General features: G+C 32.7%; 15 protein-coding genes and 1 pseudogene. 9 read left to right on the forward strand and 7 right to left on the reverse strand.

The features are described 5' to 3' along the window. Positions 1-182 precede the first annotated feature (182 nt). The 3 genes from pdxA to H3T80_RS04110 all read right to left on the reverse strand — a co-directional run bounded on the left by pdxA (position 183) and on the right by H3T80_RS04110 (position 3,398). The gene (pdxA, locus tag H3T80_RS04100; protein WP_065651908.1) at positions 183-1,184 is read right to left on the reverse strand and encodes a 4-hydroxythreonine-4-phosphate dehydrogenase PdxA; all 1,002 of its coding nucleotides are present in this window, start codon (positions 1,182-1,184) and stop codon (positions 183-185) included. 75 nt (positions 1,185-1,259) lie between these two features. Further along, on the reverse strand, positions 1,260-2,558 hold the full coding sequence (locus tag H3T80_RS04105; protein WP_198200187.1) for a four-carbon acid sugar kinase family protein: 1,299 nt from the start codon (positions 2,556-2,558) through the stop codon (positions 1,260-1,262). 84 nt (positions 2,559-2,642) lie between these two features. Further along, complete coding sequence (locus tag H3T80_RS04110) at positions 2,643-3,398, reverse strand: DeoR/GlpR family DNA-binding transcription regulator (RefSeq protein ID WP_086360826.1); 756 nt, start codon at positions 3,396-3,398, stop codon at positions 2,643-2,645. 240 nt (positions 3,399-3,638) lie between these two features. On the opposite strand from H3T80_RS04110, the gene H3T80_RS04115 reads away from it, so the two are divergent. The 5 genes from H3T80_RS04115 to H3T80_RS04135 all read left to right on the forward strand — a co-directional run bounded on the left by H3T80_RS04115 (position 3,639) and on the right by H3T80_RS04135 (position 7,944). After that, complete coding sequence (locus H3T80_RS04115) at positions 3,639-4,634, forward strand: SIS domain-containing protein (protein WP_198200189.1); 996 nt, start codon at positions 3,639-3,641, stop codon at positions 4,632-4,634. A 122-nt stretch (positions 4,635-4,756) separates the two neighbouring features. Further along, a complete protein-coding gene (gene rfaD, locus H3T80_RS04120) occupies positions 4,757-5,683 on the forward strand; it encodes an ADP-glyceromanno-heptose 6-epimerase (RefSeq protein ID WP_086358085.1) in 927 nt (308 codons plus the stop codon). Between the two features lie 10 nt (positions 5,684-5,693). Then, the gene (gene rfaF / locus H3T80_RS04125) at positions 5,694-6,740 is read left to right on the forward strand and encodes an ADP-heptose--LPS heptosyltransferase RfaF (RefSeq protein WP_198200191.1); all 1,047 of its coding nucleotides are present in this window, start codon (positions 5,694-5,696) and stop codon (positions 6,738-6,740) included. Positions 6,741-6,742: 2 nt separating this feature from the next. Then, positions 6,743-7,705, forward strand: coding sequence for a lipopolysaccharide heptosyltransferase RfaC (gene rfaC, locus H3T80_RS04130; RefSeq protein ID WP_198200193.1), 963 nt, complete (start codon positions 6,743-6,745; stop codon positions 7,703-7,705). Positions 7,706-7,743: 38 nt separating this feature from the next. Continuing rightward, positions 7,744-7,944, forward strand: coding sequence for a YaeP family protein (locus H3T80_RS04135; protein WP_198200194.1), 201 nt, complete (start codon positions 7,744-7,746; stop codon positions 7,942-7,944). On the opposite strand, the gene H3T80_RS04140 is transcribed toward H3T80_RS04135, so the two are convergent. The 3 genes from H3T80_RS04140 to trmA form a co-directional block, all read right to left on the reverse strand. Beyond that, positions 7,937-9,340, reverse strand: coding sequence for a heavy metal sensor histidine kinase (locus tag H3T80_RS04140; RefSeq protein WP_198200196.1), 1,404 nt, complete (start codon positions 9,338-9,340; stop codon positions 7,937-7,939). The genes H3T80_RS04135 and H3T80_RS04140 overlap by 8 nt on opposite strands. Beyond that, positions 9,327-10,013, reverse strand: coding sequence for a heavy metal response regulator transcription factor (locus H3T80_RS04145; protein ID WP_034902561.1), 687 nt, complete (start codon positions 10,011-10,013; stop codon positions 9,327-9,329). Before H3T80_RS04145 ends, H3T80_RS04140 begins: the two co-directional genes overlap by 14 nt. 360 nt (positions 10,014-10,373) lie before the next feature. Further along, on the reverse strand, positions 10,374-11,471 hold the full coding sequence (trmA, locus tag H3T80_RS04150) for a tRNA (uridine(54)-C5)-methyltransferase TrmA (protein ID WP_198200198.1): 1,098 nt from the start codon (positions 11,469-11,471) through the stop codon (positions 10,374-10,376). A 269-nt stretch (positions 11,472-11,740) separates the two neighbouring features. Here trmA and srmB point away from each other — a divergent pair, with 269 nt between their 5' ends. Together srmB and H3T80_RS04160 are read left to right on the forward strand one after the other, a co-directional pair. Continuing rightward, the gene (srmB, locus tag H3T80_RS04155; protein ID WP_198200200.1) at positions 11,741-13,051 is read left to right on the forward strand and encodes an ATP-dependent RNA helicase SrmB; all 1,311 of its coding nucleotides are present in this window, start codon (positions 11,741-11,743) and stop codon (positions 13,049-13,051) included. Positions 13,052-13,174: 123 nt separating this feature from the next. Next, positions 13,175-13,777: a peroxiredoxin C gene (locus tag H3T80_RS04160; protein WP_034902551.1), complete on the forward strand. Its 603-nt coding sequence runs from the start codon at positions 13,175-13,177 to the stop codon at positions 13,775-13,777. 127 nt (positions 13,778-13,904) lie between these two features. On the opposite strand, the pseudogene H3T80_RS04165 reads toward H3T80_RS04160, so the two are convergent. Beyond that, a pseudogene (locus H3T80_RS04165) lies at positions 13,905-14,246 on the reverse strand (multidrug efflux SMR transporter); the annotation flags it as partial. A 706-nt stretch (positions 14,247-14,952) separates the two neighbouring features. On the opposite strand from H3T80_RS04165, the gene H3T80_RS04170 reads away from it, so the two are divergent. Then, the gene (locus tag H3T80_RS04170; protein WP_198200202.1) at positions 14,953-15,237 is read left to right on the forward strand and encodes a DUF4190 domain-containing protein; all 285 of its coding nucleotides are present in this window, start codon (positions 14,953-14,955) and stop codon (positions 15,235-15,237) included. A 150-nt stretch (positions 15,238-15,387) separates the two neighbouring features. Then, a complete protein-coding gene (locus H3T80_RS04175) occupies positions 15,388-16,320 on the forward strand; it encodes a tetratricopeptide repeat protein (RefSeq protein ID WP_198200204.1) in 933 nt (310 codons plus the stop codon). Positions 16,321-16,380 lie beyond the last annotated feature (60 nt).

Below are 16,380 nucleotides of genomic sequence, written 5' to 3' on the forward strand. Positions count from 1 at the left end.
TATGTAAACTTCCTAGATAAAAAACAATTAATCCGACAACCACTAAAATAATGCCATTTAATAAGACATAAGGATAAAGTGATTTATTATTATTTTCTTTTTTAGACATATGCAAACCCTCCTTCGATAATGACATAATCATTACCGAAAAATAAATTGTTATAAGTAAGAATAGCTACTTATTAACGTTTGAAATTTGGTGCGTATAGCGCAGCTAAACGTATAGCCTCAATCAAACTTACTGGATTAGCGATTCCTTTTCCGGCAATATCATTTGCTGTGCCATGGTCAACAGATGTGCGAAGAATCGGCATTCCATTAGTGATAGAAATGGTACGATGAAAATCAACCATTTTCGTTGCGATATGACCTTGGTCATGATATGGAGATAAAACAGCATCATAGCCCCCCCCCATAGCAAAATGGAAAACACTATCAGCTGGTTTAGGGCCATTAATATCAATCCCTTGTTTACGAGCCATTTCAATACCTGGTAATAAGACATCATCATCCTCATGACCAAAAAGACCATGCTCTCCGCAATGTGGATTAATACCGGCAACCGTCATTCTCGGTTTATTGATCCCCAATTTAACCAATGCATCGTTACAACGAATAGCATAATCACAGACTCTTTCTGGCGTTAATGATTCAATAGCTTTAACCAATGCTAAATGACGAGTTAAGAAAAATACTCTTAAATCTCGAACTTGAAACATAGTAAGTGGGTCTTGACTGCCAGTAAGATCTGCTAATATCTCGGTATGACCAATATAGTTAACATTACCAGCTTTAAGGGATTCTTTATTGATAGGTGTTGTTGCAATGGCATCAAGTTTTTTTTCCATAGCAAGCTCAGTGATAACTTTAATATAATTGAATGCTGCTTGACCACATTGTCCTTCAATTTGGCCAATTTTAAACGTTTCATAATTTAATTCGCCACACTGAATAAGATTCAATACATTAGGTTTATCTTGTATTTGAGTTAGATCGGTAATTTCATTAATTTGTAAGTTTACTTTTGAAAACTTACACGCATCAGCTAACACCTTTTTATCGCCTGTTACCAGTACACATCCATATTCATATGTTTCTGGTGCAGCAATACTTTTCACGACAATTTCAGGGCCTATACCAGCCGGATCGCCCATAGGAACTCCGATTAAACAACGACGTTTCATTTATTACTCCTTTAAAATTACTCAAAATTTGCTCAACTTATGTTGTTTTATCTAAGTTGAACTAGTTATAAGGTATTAATGCTTCATGCTTTCATGTGATGAAATCTTGGTACTCAAATAGTCGATACAATGAACTAAAGTATTATCGTTACCGACAAATCCACCTTTTGTTACTATCGAATAACCATCACATTTCCCTCCAACAAGGTGTCCATAAACCGTTAATGGCTCAACTTCATCTTTAAGTAAGAAACCACTACTTCCTAATCGATTTACAACATTTACCGTGACATCTCCACCACTGGTATAAATACCTCTAATAATAGATTCAGGGTGGAATAAGACTTGAGCAGTTATTTCGGCAATAGCCTGATTCAAAGTATTACTAATTTCACTCATACTCATATTATTGTTAGCAGCTAACTTAGCTAAATCACAAACATGCTCTGGCATTTCAACGGTATCAATGCCGATCACATCAAAGTGATCAACCTTTTCCAGTAATTTATCTACAATTGGTTTAGCTTTCTTGATGTCTTTAGAAATTTCTATCAATTCATCAACCAATATCGTTTCTAACCAAACTTTTCGGTCATATTTCAATTTTCTTATTTGTCTTTGAGTAAGATCAGACACACTGCCTATTGCGACAAACACTTTGTTGGCCATCTTTCGTTCTGATGAATAACGTAGATCAGCAAATTGGGCAGTAAATGGCCCCGGATCAACACAAAAAACAGGCAAATTAACATTATTCGCTGCTTGCGCTATCACACTAATGTCAGTATCCGTAGTCGCATCAAATATGACAATTCGACCACCTTGTTGATATATTTGTTTTAAACGCTGCTCAATTCTATCTTTACCTTCTAAAACATCCTTGAGAGCAATATGTGAGACTGGATATCGAGACTGGCAACGAAATAATTCTAAAATTGAAGACTCCGTCATCGGATTTTTAGGATCATTACGCATTGCTGTATTCTGTAATGGGATACCATTAACTAATAAAGATCCGCCAACACAAATTCGATCACTAGATGGATACACAGGTACAACTAAAGCCATTAGATTAGGATCATTGTCGATAACTGCATCAACTTCTGCCCCTAAATTACCTCGCAGCGTGGAGTCTATACGTTTACTAATTAAAGGTTGATATTTGCTAAACTGGCTTATGCAATCGACAACCCGTGAATACGCCTCTTTATAAGGTATTGAACGTGAATCAGTTGCAAATGAAATCACATCAAATCTAGAAAGATCTTCATTAAATTTTTCTAAACATGTAATTGCATTAAACCCTTTTTTGCTTAATAAAGCACAGGTAGCATTAGCACCTGTCAAATCATCAGCTACAACGGCAACTTTCATATTTTTGCTTCCTCTCAAAAATTAAGCTCAATAAATGAACTTTTTATACATCTACCAAAATTAACTAACTATTAGTTACATCACTTAATAAATATATTTAATATCCTGTTTTATTAATTGTTTTTCAAAATTACTAGGAAATTGCTTTTCAGTTATAAGATAATTAAATCGATTTAAATCGCAGATTTTAAAACGACATCTAAGCCCCAATTTACTGCTATCAACCAATAGAACCGATTGAATAGATCTAGATAATGCCATCCATTTACAGTCAGCTTTAATCTGTGTAGTGGTCAATGCACCATCTTCTAGATTAAAACCATCCGCACCAATAAAGGCTAAATCAATAACCTGCTCTGATAGATACTTCATGGCTTGAGTGTTATAAGCTGACGCATTTGTTGTTTGTATTTCACCAGGACAAATAATCGTGTTCACTTCTGGCCGGGAAGATAATTCCAAAGCCACATGTAAATCTAAAGTAATCACTGTAATTGGAACATTGATATTCAAGGCAAATTCACGCATCGTTGTTCCTGCATCAATAAAAATTACCATCCCTGGTTGTAATAAACTTACCGCTATTTTCCCTACTCTTTTCTTACCTTCAGAAAATCGATTCTGTTTGATGTTATATAGAGGGGTGCCATTTAAAAAACTTCTTTTTATTTCACCTCCATACGATACTTTGATTAATCCTTTTTCTTGTAAAAGTTTTAAGTCCCGTCTGATACTCATATGTGAAACGGAAAATAAATTAGATAGTAAATTGATATTGGCAACATCATATTCATCTAAGTACTCTAAAATTCTTTTATATCTTGGTAATTCTTGTTTCATAGTGAGTTTCCCAATTAAGTTGGCGTCATTGTAGTAATAAAATAATCAACAAAATGTTAATCTTTTAACACTTTCACAACCCAGTTTAACAAATGTGATCTGAATCAAACTTTCACTTTTTCTTAGTTAGTTTTTTGTGAATCAATAAAATTATTTTCGGTTTTATGCATACAATTTATGCTTCTATTTATTCAATCTTCACCAGAATTAATTTAATTCATAAATAAGGATAATTTGGATATGACAACAAAATCAGAAAGTTCTTTGGTAAGCAAAAATGAAACGTTGCAACTTGCCAAACAAGTTTTAAAACAAGAAGCTGCTGCAATAGAAGAAATTGTTAACTCAATTAATGAAACTTTTTTACATGCAGTAGAATTAATTTTTCATACCAAAGGAAGAGTTATCGTGACAGGAATGGGAAAACCTGGTTATATTGCTCGTAAACTTTCCGCTACATTTATGAGCACCGGTACTCCGTCTTTTTATTTGCATCCAGCAGAAGCTATTCATGGTGATTTAGGTTGCATTACCAAAGATGACACTATTATTGCCCTCTCAAACAGTGGAGAAACAGCCGAAATTATTAATATTTTACCGACCATAAAACAAATTAATATTCCGTTAATCTCAATTTGTGGTAATCCATTATCAACTTTAGCTCGCTTTGCAACCTACAATTTAGATGCCCATGTATCCCATGAAGCATGCCCTCTCAATTTAGCACCAACAACAAGTACAACGGTAGAATTAGCCTTAACTGATGCATTGGCAATATCAGTGATGCATGCAAAGAAATTCAGCTCACAAGATTTTGCTTTTTATCATCCAGGCGGAAATCTAGGCCAAATACGTTTAATGACAGTGCAACAGTTAGTTGAAAAACATAATAGAAAGGTTGCTATTACCACAGAAAAATCTATTTCTGACGCTATTTTTGCTATGACGAATTCGGGGATAGGCGCTGTTGCGATAGTTGATAACAATAATGTATTACTTGGTATAATTACAGATGGTGATATTCGTAGACAATTACAATACCAACCTAATTTGTTAGATATTCAAGTTTCTGAGTTAATGATAACCACACCAATAACCATTGAACATAGCCAATATGTATCAGAGGCTTTATATAAAATGGAACAACATAAACCTAGGCCAATAACCGTTTTACCTGTGATTGATAATAAAAAACAATTTATTGGCATGATACATATCACAGATATATATCACTAAATCAAATTTTATGATCATCTAGAAACAACAGACAAAATTAAGATAACTAAAAGAGAACTCGAAAATTTGCCAATAAATCGTTATTATAGTGTCATTAATTTCATTAGCTAAAGGTTGTAATTATGATAGTTGTTACTGGTGGTGCCGGTTTTATTGGAAGTAATATTGTTAAAGGTTTGAATGATTTAGGCCGAAAAGATATTTTAGTAGTAGACGATTTAACCGATGGAACTAAATTTGCCAATTTAGCAGATTTAGATATTGCTGATTATATGGATAAAGATGAGTTTATTTCAGCAATAGTCTCCGGTGAAAATCTGGACATTGAAGTTATTTTTCATCAAGGAGCATGTTCATCTACTACTGAATGGGATGGCAAATTTATGATGGAAAATAATTACAACTATTCAAAAGATTTGCTGCATTATTGTTTAGATTTTGATATTCCTTTTTTATACGCTTCTTCCGCCGCAACTTATGGAGGACGCAGTGACAATTTTATTGAAGATAGAGTTTATGAAAAACCTTTAAATGTATATGGTTATTCAAAGTTTTTATTCGATCAATACGTACGAGAAATTTTACCAAATGCAAATTCGCAAATTTGCGGTTTCCGTTATTTCAATGTTTATGGACCTCGTGAAAATCATAAAGGTAGCATGGCTAGCGTTGCATATCACTTGAATGAACAAATAACCAAAGGCGAAAAGCCAAAATTATTTGCTGGCAGTGATAATTTTAGACGTGATTTTATTTACGTTGGCGATGTGGTTGAGGTTAACTTATGGTTCTGGAAAAATAAAGTTTCTGGCATTTTTAATTGTGGAACTGGTCGTGCAGAATCATTCCAATCAGTTGCTGATGCAGTTTTAGATTATCATAAAAAAGGCGAAATCGATTATATTCCATTCCCTGAACACTTAAAAGGACGCTATCAAAGCTTTACTCAAGCTGATCTGACTAAATTCAGGAAAACAGGTTGTCCTATTGAGTTCAAAACAGTGTCTCAAGGAACAACTGAATATATGCAATGGTTAAACCAACAATAAAGGAACCTCAATGAAAACGTTGATTATTGGTCCTTCATGGGTTGGAGACATGATGATGTCACAAAGCTTATATCGCACATTAAAACAGTTAGATCCATCTATTGAAATTGATGTGATGGCACCAGCTTGGTGCCGAGCTTTATTAGATAAAATGCCTGAAGTAAATCAGTCAATCGCTATGCCTATAAGCCATGGTGAGTTTGCTTTAAGCAAACGTTATCAGTTAGGAAAGGAATTACGCAATAATCAATACGACCAAGCTATCATCTTACCTAACTCTTTTAAATCAGCACTCATTCCTTTTTTTGCTAAAATTGCTAAACGTACTGGTTGGAAAGGTGAGATGCGTTATGGCTTATTAAATGATTTACGAGTGCTGGATAAACAAGCCTTTCCATTAATGGTAGAACGCTATGTCGCTCTCGCCTATTCTAAGCAGAATATCCATTCAGCAAAAGATATACCTCAGCCAATTTTATGGCCAAAACTTAATGTTTTAACCGATGAGGTTGAACAAACATTATCTACATTTAATATTACAAATGATGAGCCATTAATTGGTTTTTGCCCAGGAGCCGAATTTGGCCCAGCCAAACGCTGGCCTGATTATCATTATGCAGCATTAGCCGATAAGATAGTTAAACAACACGCTAAAATTATTATTTTCGGTTCAGCAAAAGATAAAATAGTTGGCGAACAAATCATTGCTAAAATGAATCATGGAAAACAATGTATTAACCTTGCTGGACAAACGGAATTAGGACAAGCAATAAATCTGATTGCTGCGTGTAAAGCTGTCGTCACCAACGACTCAGGACTAATGCATGTAGCAGCAGCGCTGGATAAACCTTTAGTCGCACTTTATGGGCCAAGTAGTCCTGATTTTACCCCACCACTATCCAATAAAGCAGAAGTAATCCGTTTAATCACTGGCTATCATCGCGTTCGTAAAGGTGATGCTGAACAAGGCTATCATCAAAGCCTTATTGATATAAAACCAGATTTAGTATTTGAAACATTAATGAATCTTATCGTTCGCTGTGAAAAGAGCTGTTAATTATGCGCGTGTTAATTGTTAAAACTTCATCTATGGGTGATGTATTGCATACTTTACCTGCTTTAACTGATGCTGCTAATAGCATACCTAACATAACATTTGACTGGGTGGTTGAAGAAAACTTTTGTCAAATTCCCAGTTGGCATTTTGCAGTAAATGACATCATTCCGGTTGCTATCAGACGTTGGCGAAAAAACTGGTTCGCTAAGCCCATTCGCCAAGAACGCCATCAATTTATAGAACACTTACAGCGTAAACAGTATGATTGCATTATTGATGCTCAAGGGCTAATTAAAAGTGCGTTTTTAATCACTCGTAAAGCGAAAGGTATTAAACATGGTTTGGATCGCCAAAGCATAAAGGAACCAATTGCTAGTTGGTTTTATGATGTAAAACATCATGTTCCTAAACAGATGCATGCCATTGAACGTGTTCGTATGTTATTTGCAAAAAGTCTTAACTACTCACAACCAGATTCGATTGGTGACTATGCTATTGCTGATCATTTTTTAACATCATTACCACCTGATAACCAAAAATACTTGATTTTCCTACATGCAACTACCCGGGATGAAAAACATTGGACAGAATCGGCATGGCGTAATTTAATTGAATTAATTGAGCCTACTGGCCTTAAAATTAAACTTCCATGGGGAGCACCGCATGAACAAGAACGTGCATTGCGATTAGCCCAAGGATTCAAACACGTTGAAGTATTACCTAAATTATCTCTCAATGAAATTGCAACGGTTATTGCCGGAGCCAAAGCTGTAGTATCCGTCGATACTGGATTAAGCCACTTAACAGCAGCATTAGATAGACCTAATATTACTTTATTTGGTAATACCGATCCGAAGCTTATTGGCGGATATGGAAAAAACCAGCATAGCATCATTTCAGCAGATAAAATGATGCAAACCATAACAGCTGACGAAGTTTATCAACAGTTAATAACGTTTATTTAAATCATATTTAAATTTTTTTAATCTATAGGATAGTAAAAATGAACAAATATAGTGAGCTAATTCGGGAAAAATATGCACAAATTGGTAGTAATGATTTAGGTTATATTGATGATGCTTTAGGTGCAGTAATGACAGTTCTCAATGAGATAGTTGATAATCAACAAGTACCAACTGAATTACGAGAAAAAGCCGCATATGCTGCAGCTAATCTACTAATCAGTGATTTTGACGTTAAATAACTGTAGGAAGTTTAATAATAAATCGAGTTGATAAATCATCAGATTCGACATGAATATGACCTTTATGCGTGTCGATAATAGATTTAACGATTGCTAAACCAATCCCTGTTCCCGAGCTATCTTTACCATTACGGTGCCGTGATTCATCAACTCGATAGAAGCGATCAAAAAGATGTGGTAAATGGCGACTTTCAATCTTTTTACCTGGATTAGCAATAATAATTTGGATTCGTTTTTGATTTACTTGACTCAAGCTAATTTTAATTGTCTGATTTGCAGGAGTATATCGAATAGCATTGGATAATATATTACTTATCGCTCGCCCTAACATCATTTTATCCCCTTCTATATGAGAACAACTACCTTCTATTTCAAAAGTTATATTTTTTTCATCGGCTAAAGGTTCAAAATACTCACACATCAAACTAATCATTGAATGAAGATCAATATCAATAAGATTAGGAACTAATTGATGATTATCTGCTTGAGCTAAAAACAGCATATCAGAAATCATTTGAGACATTTTTTCATACTCTTCTAAATTAGAATATAAAATTTCTCGATATTCATCAGTTGATCGCGCATTATTTAATACTATTTGCGTTTGTGTGGTTAAATTAGTAATTGGTGTGCGCATTTCATGAGCAATATCAGCAGTAAAATTACGTTGCCGATCAAAAACATCTTCCATTCGATGAAGCATATTATTAAAAGCTTTAACCAAACTAACATATTTCACCGGTACTGACTTGGTTGAAATACGATAATTTAAGCTTTTCATATTAATGCCTTCAATCTTTTTGATTAAACGGTTAATTGGTTTTTGCGTAAAATATATTGAAATTAATGAACCAATTAAAGCTAAGACACAAGCAATAACGATAAGTAAACCTAAACCATTTCTTAGTCGCTTAATAAATTCAAGCTGTAAATCACGGGCTACTGCAACTATTGTCGTATATTGGCGGCCTTCGTCCAACAATACTCTAGAGGCTCCGATACGATAAGATGATTTATCAATGTTCCAAATTGCAGTGCTATTTTCAGTAATTAAACGATCAAAATCTTCTTGTGATAAAGCAATTGATAAATTTGGACCTCGTGTGCGATAGACAATTTTTCCTGAATCATCAATAATATAAACAAATAAATGATGATGACCAGTTAAAATAAGTAAAAGATTTTGAAAGAATTCATCACGATTTTCATCGGGTGAATAATAGGTCAGCTCACGCTCGATTGAGGTAATGACAGAATTGAGTTCGGTGACATTTTGCTGAATCGAAATTTTTTCAAAAGTATGTTCAATAAGATAGCTAAAACAATAAAGTAGCCCACAGGTCAGTAGGCATACAATAAGTGGTATACGAAATGATATGATATTAGTTTTCTTCATCCAATACATCTAATTTATATCCCATTCCTCGGACTGTATGAATTAATTTCGGTTCAAAATCAGCATCAATCTTATTCCGCAAGCGCCTAATTGCCACATCAATAACATTGGTGTCACTGTCAAAATTCATATCCCATACTTGGGATGCGATTAATGATCTAGGAAGCACTTCACCAGGATAACGTAAAAAATATTCCAGTAATAAAAACTCTTTATTGGTTAAATCAATTCTTTTATCACCTCTGGTTACTGTTCGTTTAGGTAAGTCCATAACAAGATCAGCAATACTTAATTGATAATTATTAACCTGTGGTACATTTCGTCTTAATAATGACTTAACTCTTGCTAATAGTTCAGCAAAAGAAAATGGTTTTACTAAATAATCATCAGCGCCTAAATTTAGACCTTTAACTTTATCTTCAACACTCCCCATTGCCGTCAGCAGAATAATTTGCGTATCTTTACCAGCTTCACGTAAAGACTGCACTATCTTCCAACCAACAATATCGGGAAGCATGACATCAAGAATAATTAAATCATAATCTTCAGTCATTGCTCGATGATAGCCATCTAAGCCATTATCTGTGAGATCAACAATAAATCCTGACTCAACTAATCCTTGGCGTAGATATTCACCTGTTTTTTGTTCATCTTCAACAACTAACAATTTCATATTGAATATTCCTTAATGTTCTATCAGGTTATCGAAATTGCATAATGCAGTAATAGGATATATGAAAAAGGGAAATGGCATCATGACAATTTAATGACTATTTTGTAATCTAATGGTCATTAAATAGTCGGGTTAGATTTGTTATAGTATCGCCACAATGATTCATGAGGCTAGACAGTATTGTTTCATTGTTTTATTTCCTTTCATCCATTCCTTGCAATTTAATGCAGCCCTAGTTGATCTAGGGTTTTTTTTTGACTTTAATACTTACTGACGTAAATTTATCCATGGATTACGGCTAATTCACTATAAAACAAATTTCATTTTAGCAAATTTAACCGTAATTGAATATGGTTGATGTTAGTTTTTACGAAGAACAATACCGGTTTCAATATGATCGGTATAAGGAAATTGATCGAACATCGCAAAATGTTCAATTTGATGCGTTTTAGTAAGTTGTTCTAAATTATTTTTCAACGTATTAGGATTACAAGAAATATAAATAATCCGTTGATAACTTTGGATAATCTCAAGCGTATTATCGTCTAATCCTGCTCGTGGAGGATCGACTAATACGGTTTGACATTGATAATCATCTAAATTAATACCCTGCAATCGATTAAATTGTCGTTCTTTTTTAATTGCACTAGTAAATTCTTCGGCCGATAATCTGGCAATAATTAAGTTATCAATATTATTTACTTTAATATTATGTTGTGCAGAATAAACCGATGCTTTTGCGATTTCAGTTGCCAACACCTTCCTAAAATTTTGTGCTAATGCAATCGAAAAATTACCGTTACCACAATAAAATTCGAGAAGATCACCTTTAGAATCTTTAGTAACCGATATTGCCCACTCCAACATTTTAATGTTGATAGCCGCATTAGGTTGGGTAAAACTGTTTTCCACTTGTCGATAACTAAAGTTATTATCAAATATGGCTAAAGTCTCATCGACATAATCAACATTTACAGCAATTTTTTGATTACTAGCTCGACCAACCAAATTGGCAAAAATACCCTGCTCCGCTAATTGTTGTTTTAAACACTCAGCTTCTATTATCCATTGGTCATCTAATTTTTTATGATATAAGAGTGTTATTAATAACTGGCCGCTCAATGTGGAAAAATAATCAATCTGAAAAAGTTGATGGCGCAACTTATCGTTATATTGAAGTAACGGTAAAATTGTTTGCATGGCACGATTAATTAATTGTGATGCAATTGGGAAGCTATCAATTCTTACTCTTTTTTTAGTTTTTTTATCATACATAATATGATAAAGCTCCTCACCGTTATGCCAAATTCTAAATTCAGCTCGCATACGATAGTGACTAATTGGTGAAGAGAAAACCTGTAAATCGGGTAATGAAAAATCAGATAATAATGTTTTTAAGTTGATTATTTTATTTTGTAACTGCTGGTTATATTTGTCGTTAGAAAAAGATTCTGTCATATTTATAATTCGATCATCAATTTAACTAAAAAGAATAGTATTAAGTTTGCTACCTTGTTATTTTAATTATTTTAGCATAAACCATAAATTATGATAAGTTTAACCATTCATAGTTGGCCAATAAATAATATGGTAATCATGAAAAATTGTTTTTTATTCTTACCTATTTTCGGCTCTGTTACTTAAAGATTATGTTAGTTAAGGATAAACATTGTAGTTATAACAATTGCCGTTATAATGTGGGACAAAATGATAGATAAAAGAGCACTATGACTACACAAACTTTTTCCGATTTACAGTTAGATGATATCCTAATTGACAATCTACAAACACAAAATATTAATACACCAACGGTAATCCAAGCACAAACTATACCAGTAGCATTAGACGGTAAGGATGTTTTAGGATCGGCTCCAACCGGAACCGGTAAAACTTTAGCTTTTTTGATTCCAGCGGTACAACATTTACTTGATTTTCCTCGTCGAAAACCAGGACCACCACGAATTTTGATACTAACCCCTACTCGAGAACTCGCAATCCAAATAGCTGAGCAAGCAAAATTGCTTACGCAATCAACTCACCTAAGTATCGCCACCATTACTGGTGGAGTTGCTTATATGAACCATGCTGAAGTGTTTAGTAAAAATCAAGATATTGTCATAGCCACTACGGGTCGATTATTACAGTATATTAAAGAAGAAAACTTCGATTGTCGTGCGGTTGAAATGTTAATATTGGATGAAGCAGATCGCATGTTAGATATGGGATTTGCTCAGGATGTTGAAACTATCTCTGCAGAAACTCGTTGGCGCAAACAGACGTTACTATTTTCAGCTACACTTGAAGGTGATGGATTACATAGCTTTGCTAATCGTATTCTTGAACAACCCGTCGAAATCAATGCCGACCCTTCGCGAAAAGAACGAAAAAAGATTTTGCAATTTTATTATCGCGCTGATGATTTTACCCATAAAGTTGCATTATTAACGCATTTATTGAAACAAGAAGAAGTGAAAAAAACGATTGTCTTTGTTCGTAAACGGGAAAGAGTACATGAATTAGTAACATTACTTCATCAAGCAGGTATTCAAAGTTGTTATCTAGAAGGCGAAATGGTTCAAGCCAAACGTAATGAAGCAATCAAAAGAATTAGTAATGACACCGTAAATGTGTTGGTTGCAACAGATGTTGCCGCTAGAGGTATAGATATTGACGATATAAGCCATGTTATCAATTTCGATGCGCCTAAAACCGCTGATGTTTACTTACATCGCATTGGTCGTACTGCTCGTGCTGGAAAAAAAGGTACCGCAATAATGTTAGTTGAAGCTCACGATAATGAGTTATTACTAAAAATTGAACGTTATATACGTGAACCGATTAAATTAAGAACCATTGATGAATTGCGACCAAAAACTAAAGCACCTAAACCTGTGACCAAAAAGAAACCGTCACAAAAAGCTAAACAAAAAAGTGTAGCTAAAAAGCAAGAAGATACGAAAAAGAAAAAGGTAAAACAGCGTCATCGAGATACTAAAAACAAAGGTAAATCAAAGAAAACGATAATTAAAACCGAATAATAATTTATTTATCATAGTTTAAACTTATGAAATCAATCGCTGATAACAGCTTGGCGTATTGATACATACTGCTATAATTCACCGCAAATAAATTACAAATTTAGTTACACAAGGAGACATTTTATGACATTAGTAACTCGTAAGGCACCAGACTTTACTTCATCTGCAGTGCTTGGTTCTGGTGAAATAGTAAATAATTTTAATTTAGCCGAACATATCAAAGGCAAATATGCAGTCGTATTCTTTTGGCCTATGGATTTTACTTTTGTATGTCCATCAGAAATCATTGCTTTTGATCACCGTCTTGAAGAATTCAAAAAACGTGGTGTAGAAGTTATTGGTGTATCAATGGATTCTGAATATGTCCATAATGCATGGCGCAATACTCCACAAGATAAAGGTGGTATTGGCGAAGTAAAATTCCCTATCGTTGCAGATATCAAACATAGCATTATGCAAGCTTACGGTGTTGAACATCCTGAAGCAGGTGTTGCACTTCGTGCTTCATTCTTTATTGATAAATCAGGCGTTGTTCGTCATGAAACTATCAATGATCTTCCAATTGGACGTAACGTTGATGAAATGCTACGTATTGTTGATGCTTTCCAATTCCACGAAGAACATGGTGAAGTTTGTCCTGCACAATGGACTAAAGGTAAACAAGGTATGCAAGCAAATCCAAATGGTGTTGCTAGCTACTTAAAACAACACGCAAGTGAAATCTAATTTTATTCAAAGTTGATATTTTTACATACCTTTCTTCTAACTTTTACCGGAGTTTAACTCCGGTTTTTTTATTTTTAAAATGCAAAAAACTTAATTAATATTTTTATTATTAGGGTTTAAATCTATATCAATGTCCTGAAATATTTGAAAAAAGATTAATAATTACTACTCCAAAAATAATAAATCCCATACCAATCAATGCAGCAAGATCCAATGACTGTTTTAAAAAAATCCAAGCAATTAAACTAATAATGATAATCCCTATTCCCGACCAAATTGCATAAGCAATACCAACCGGTATCGTTTTTAAAGCTAATGATAAAATATAAAAAGAAGCACTATAACCAATTATGGTAATTATTGAAAAAGTCAGATTAGTAAATCCATTAGATAATTTGAGTGAAGATGTTGCAATCACTTCACAGATAATTGCAGCGAAAAGTAGCAGATATGCGTTCATAGTTTTACTCTCAAATTGGTTAAAATTTTAATAAATAGAATATAGACTTGTTATGATATATTTTGTGAACAATTGAGATAATTAAGCGAACTAAATCGTTAATAATTTATGAAATATTACATGCGTTAAATGGTGGCTTTACAATAACTATTAATAACCAATTAGTATGAATAACAATTTGCCACTATTTACAAAAATAAATACAAAAAGTCAGCTATTTCTATATGACTTATTCATTATACCTAAAATTTAGTGACTTAGCAGTGCCTTTTTAGATTGTACAAATCTAAAGTTTTTTATTCTAATAATGTTAATAACTTTTTTTGATATGATTTATTCTTTTCAAGCTATCTGTCATTAAAAGTGCTTTTATTTATACTATAACAAGATTGAATCCGTAAAATAGATCTACCTAATTATTTTATGATTAATCTCTCCATAATTGTATCGATTTAATAATCCGCCTAGACTTTCAGACATTAAAAAGATAAAAAATCATAATAAAATAAAATGTTTACTATTGAAATTATGTTTTTTATTTTTTCATTCTAACGTATTCCTTATTAGAAAAATAAAAAGATTTCAACGATCAGTTACACAACATATAATAGATTTAAACTATCATAATATATTATATTGATCTGTAAAACCGATCATAATATAATTTGATAACTTTTTATTAACTTAAAATTTTAAATAAATTTATGGAGTAGGAATGGAAACAAAAAAATTTGATAGAAAACCAATAAGTTTAATAGCTGTGGCGGCTATGATATGTGGTATTGCCTCATTCATACCCTTTTATATTAACTATATAAACACAATATTTCTTATTTTAGCTATAGTTTTAGGAATAAAAGCTAAAAATGATATTCGATACAACAAAGAGAAAAGTGGCTTAATATTTGCTCAAATAGGCATTTATTCAGCAGTTATACAATTTGTAATGGTTATTATTATTTTTTTTCCACTTATTCCAATGTATTTATTTAGTGATTGATAGCCTAAAAATAAAACAAGGAATTAATCATATTCTATTTGAAATATAAAGAATTCTAACAGAATAAAAAATTCTTAATTATAAGAATAATATTACTTAATTAATTTAAATAACCTCAATACACGATAAAATAATTAGTAGGAAATAAAAATGTCATTCCAGCAATCTATTGATTCAGCTATTAAGCAGAAAGAAATTTTCTTTATTGGCGAAAAATTACCATCTGATTGGTATGAAGGATTTATATTATGGGGAAAAATAGCCCAAACAGGCGATCCCAAAGCTTTATTTAATATAGCGTATTGTTATTTCACTGGAGAAGGAACAGTCAAAGACATCAATAAAGCAATTGAATATTATGAAAAGTCAGCGCAAAATGGCATCGCTGATGCTTATTATCATATCTATAATAAGTTAAAAAATATTGATGAAAAAAAAGCATTAGAATATTTAGAAAAAGGTGTTATCAATGATTCACTTTTATCCAAGAAATGTATAGAAGACGCTCGCACAACCTACCAATACAACGAAAAATGGAAGCTCTACAACAAATATCATACAGCTATTCAAGAAAGTATTAAAAATAATGATATTCAAAAAGTTAAAAATGAACTAACGAAAGCAAAACAAGAAGGTATAGGAGATTGGCTTGAAGAGCTAGAATGTGGTATCCAACTACAAGCTAAAATTTATTATCAAACAGTAACAAAACGAAGCATAAAAGATATCATTCATCATAGTGACGGTAGTTCATCTCATACTTATGATTATGATTTCTCTTATAGATGTAAAATAAAATTATATAATCCTACAAATAAACCAATAGAATGTTTCTGTTGTGGTGAACATAGAATCATTAATCCAAAACAAAAGAAAACAGTCTATGGAATTATGAAAAACGTATACCCTGGATGCATCCAAGTAAACTATACAATTTATCAAAAAGACCAACCCAGATATTTCTTTTTTTCATTACCTAATATACATATCAAAAAAACATATGGAATATTTAATAAATTATTAAAGACATTAGCTTTTTGCCTAGCAATTCTAATAGTAGTTAAGTGTAGTTCTAATATATAAGAGAATAAAAGAGGGATAACCCTCTTTTTTATAATACCCTTTATTTTTGAAAATTAAGGC

It is taken from the genome of Gilliamella sp. W8145 (genome assembly GCF_016101145.1).
Lineage (GTDB): Bacteria > Pseudomonadota > Gammaproteobacteria > Enterobacterales > Orbaceae > Gilliamella > Gilliamella apis_A.

Coding starts and splice junctions, on each gene's coding strand:
- pdxA (WP_065651908.1), bottom strand. CDS start 1,184: ATGAAACGTCGTTGTTTAATCGGAGTTCCTATGGGCGATCCGGCTGGT.
- H3T80_RS04105 (WP_198200187.1), bottom strand. CDS start 2,558: ATGAAAGTTGCCGTTGTAGCTGATGATTTGACAGGTGCTAATGCTACC.
- H3T80_RS04110 (WP_086360826.1), bottom strand. CDS start 3,398: ATGAAACAAGAATTACCAAGATATAAAAGAATTTTAGAGTACTTAGAT.
- H3T80_RS04115 (WP_198200189.1), top strand. CDS start 3,639: ATGACAACAAAATCAGAAAGTTCTTTGGTAAGCAAAAATGAAACGTTG.
- rfaD (WP_086358085.1), top strand. CDS start 4,757: ATGATAGTTGTTACTGGTGGTGCCGGTTTTATTGGAAGTAATATTGTT.
- rfaF (WP_198200191.1), top strand. CDS start 5,694: ATGAAAACGTTGATTATTGGTCCTTCATGGGTTGGAGACATGATGATG.
- rfaC (WP_198200193.1), top strand. CDS start 6,743: ATGCGCGTGTTAATTGTTAAAACTTCATCTATGGGTGATGTATTGCAT.
- H3T80_RS04135 (WP_198200194.1), top strand. CDS start 7,744: ATGAACAAATATAGTGAGCTAATTCGGGAAAAATATGCACAAATTGGT.
- H3T80_RS04140 (WP_198200196.1), bottom strand. CDS start 9,340: ATGAAGAAAACTAATATCATATCATTTCGTATACCACTTATTGTATGC.
- H3T80_RS04145 (WP_034902561.1), bottom strand. CDS start 10,013: ATGAAATTGTTAGTTGTTGAAGATGAACAAAAAACAGGTGAATATCTA.
- trmA (WP_198200198.1), bottom strand. CDS start 11,471: ATGACAGAATCTTTTTCTAACGACAAATATAACCAGCAGTTACAAAAT.
- srmB (WP_198200200.1), top strand. CDS start 11,741: ATGACTACACAAACTTTTTCCGATTTACAGTTAGATGATATCCTAATT.
- H3T80_RS04160 (WP_034902551.1), top strand. CDS start 13,175: ATGACATTAGTAACTCGTAAGGCACCAGACTTTACTTCATCTGCAGTG.
- H3T80_RS04170 (WP_198200202.1), top strand. CDS start 14,953: ATGGAAACAAAAAAATTTGATAGAAAACCAATAAGTTTAATAGCTGTG.
- H3T80_RS04175 (WP_198200204.1), top strand. CDS start 15,388: ATGTCATTCCAGCAATCTATTGATTCAGCTATTAAGCAGAAAGAAATT.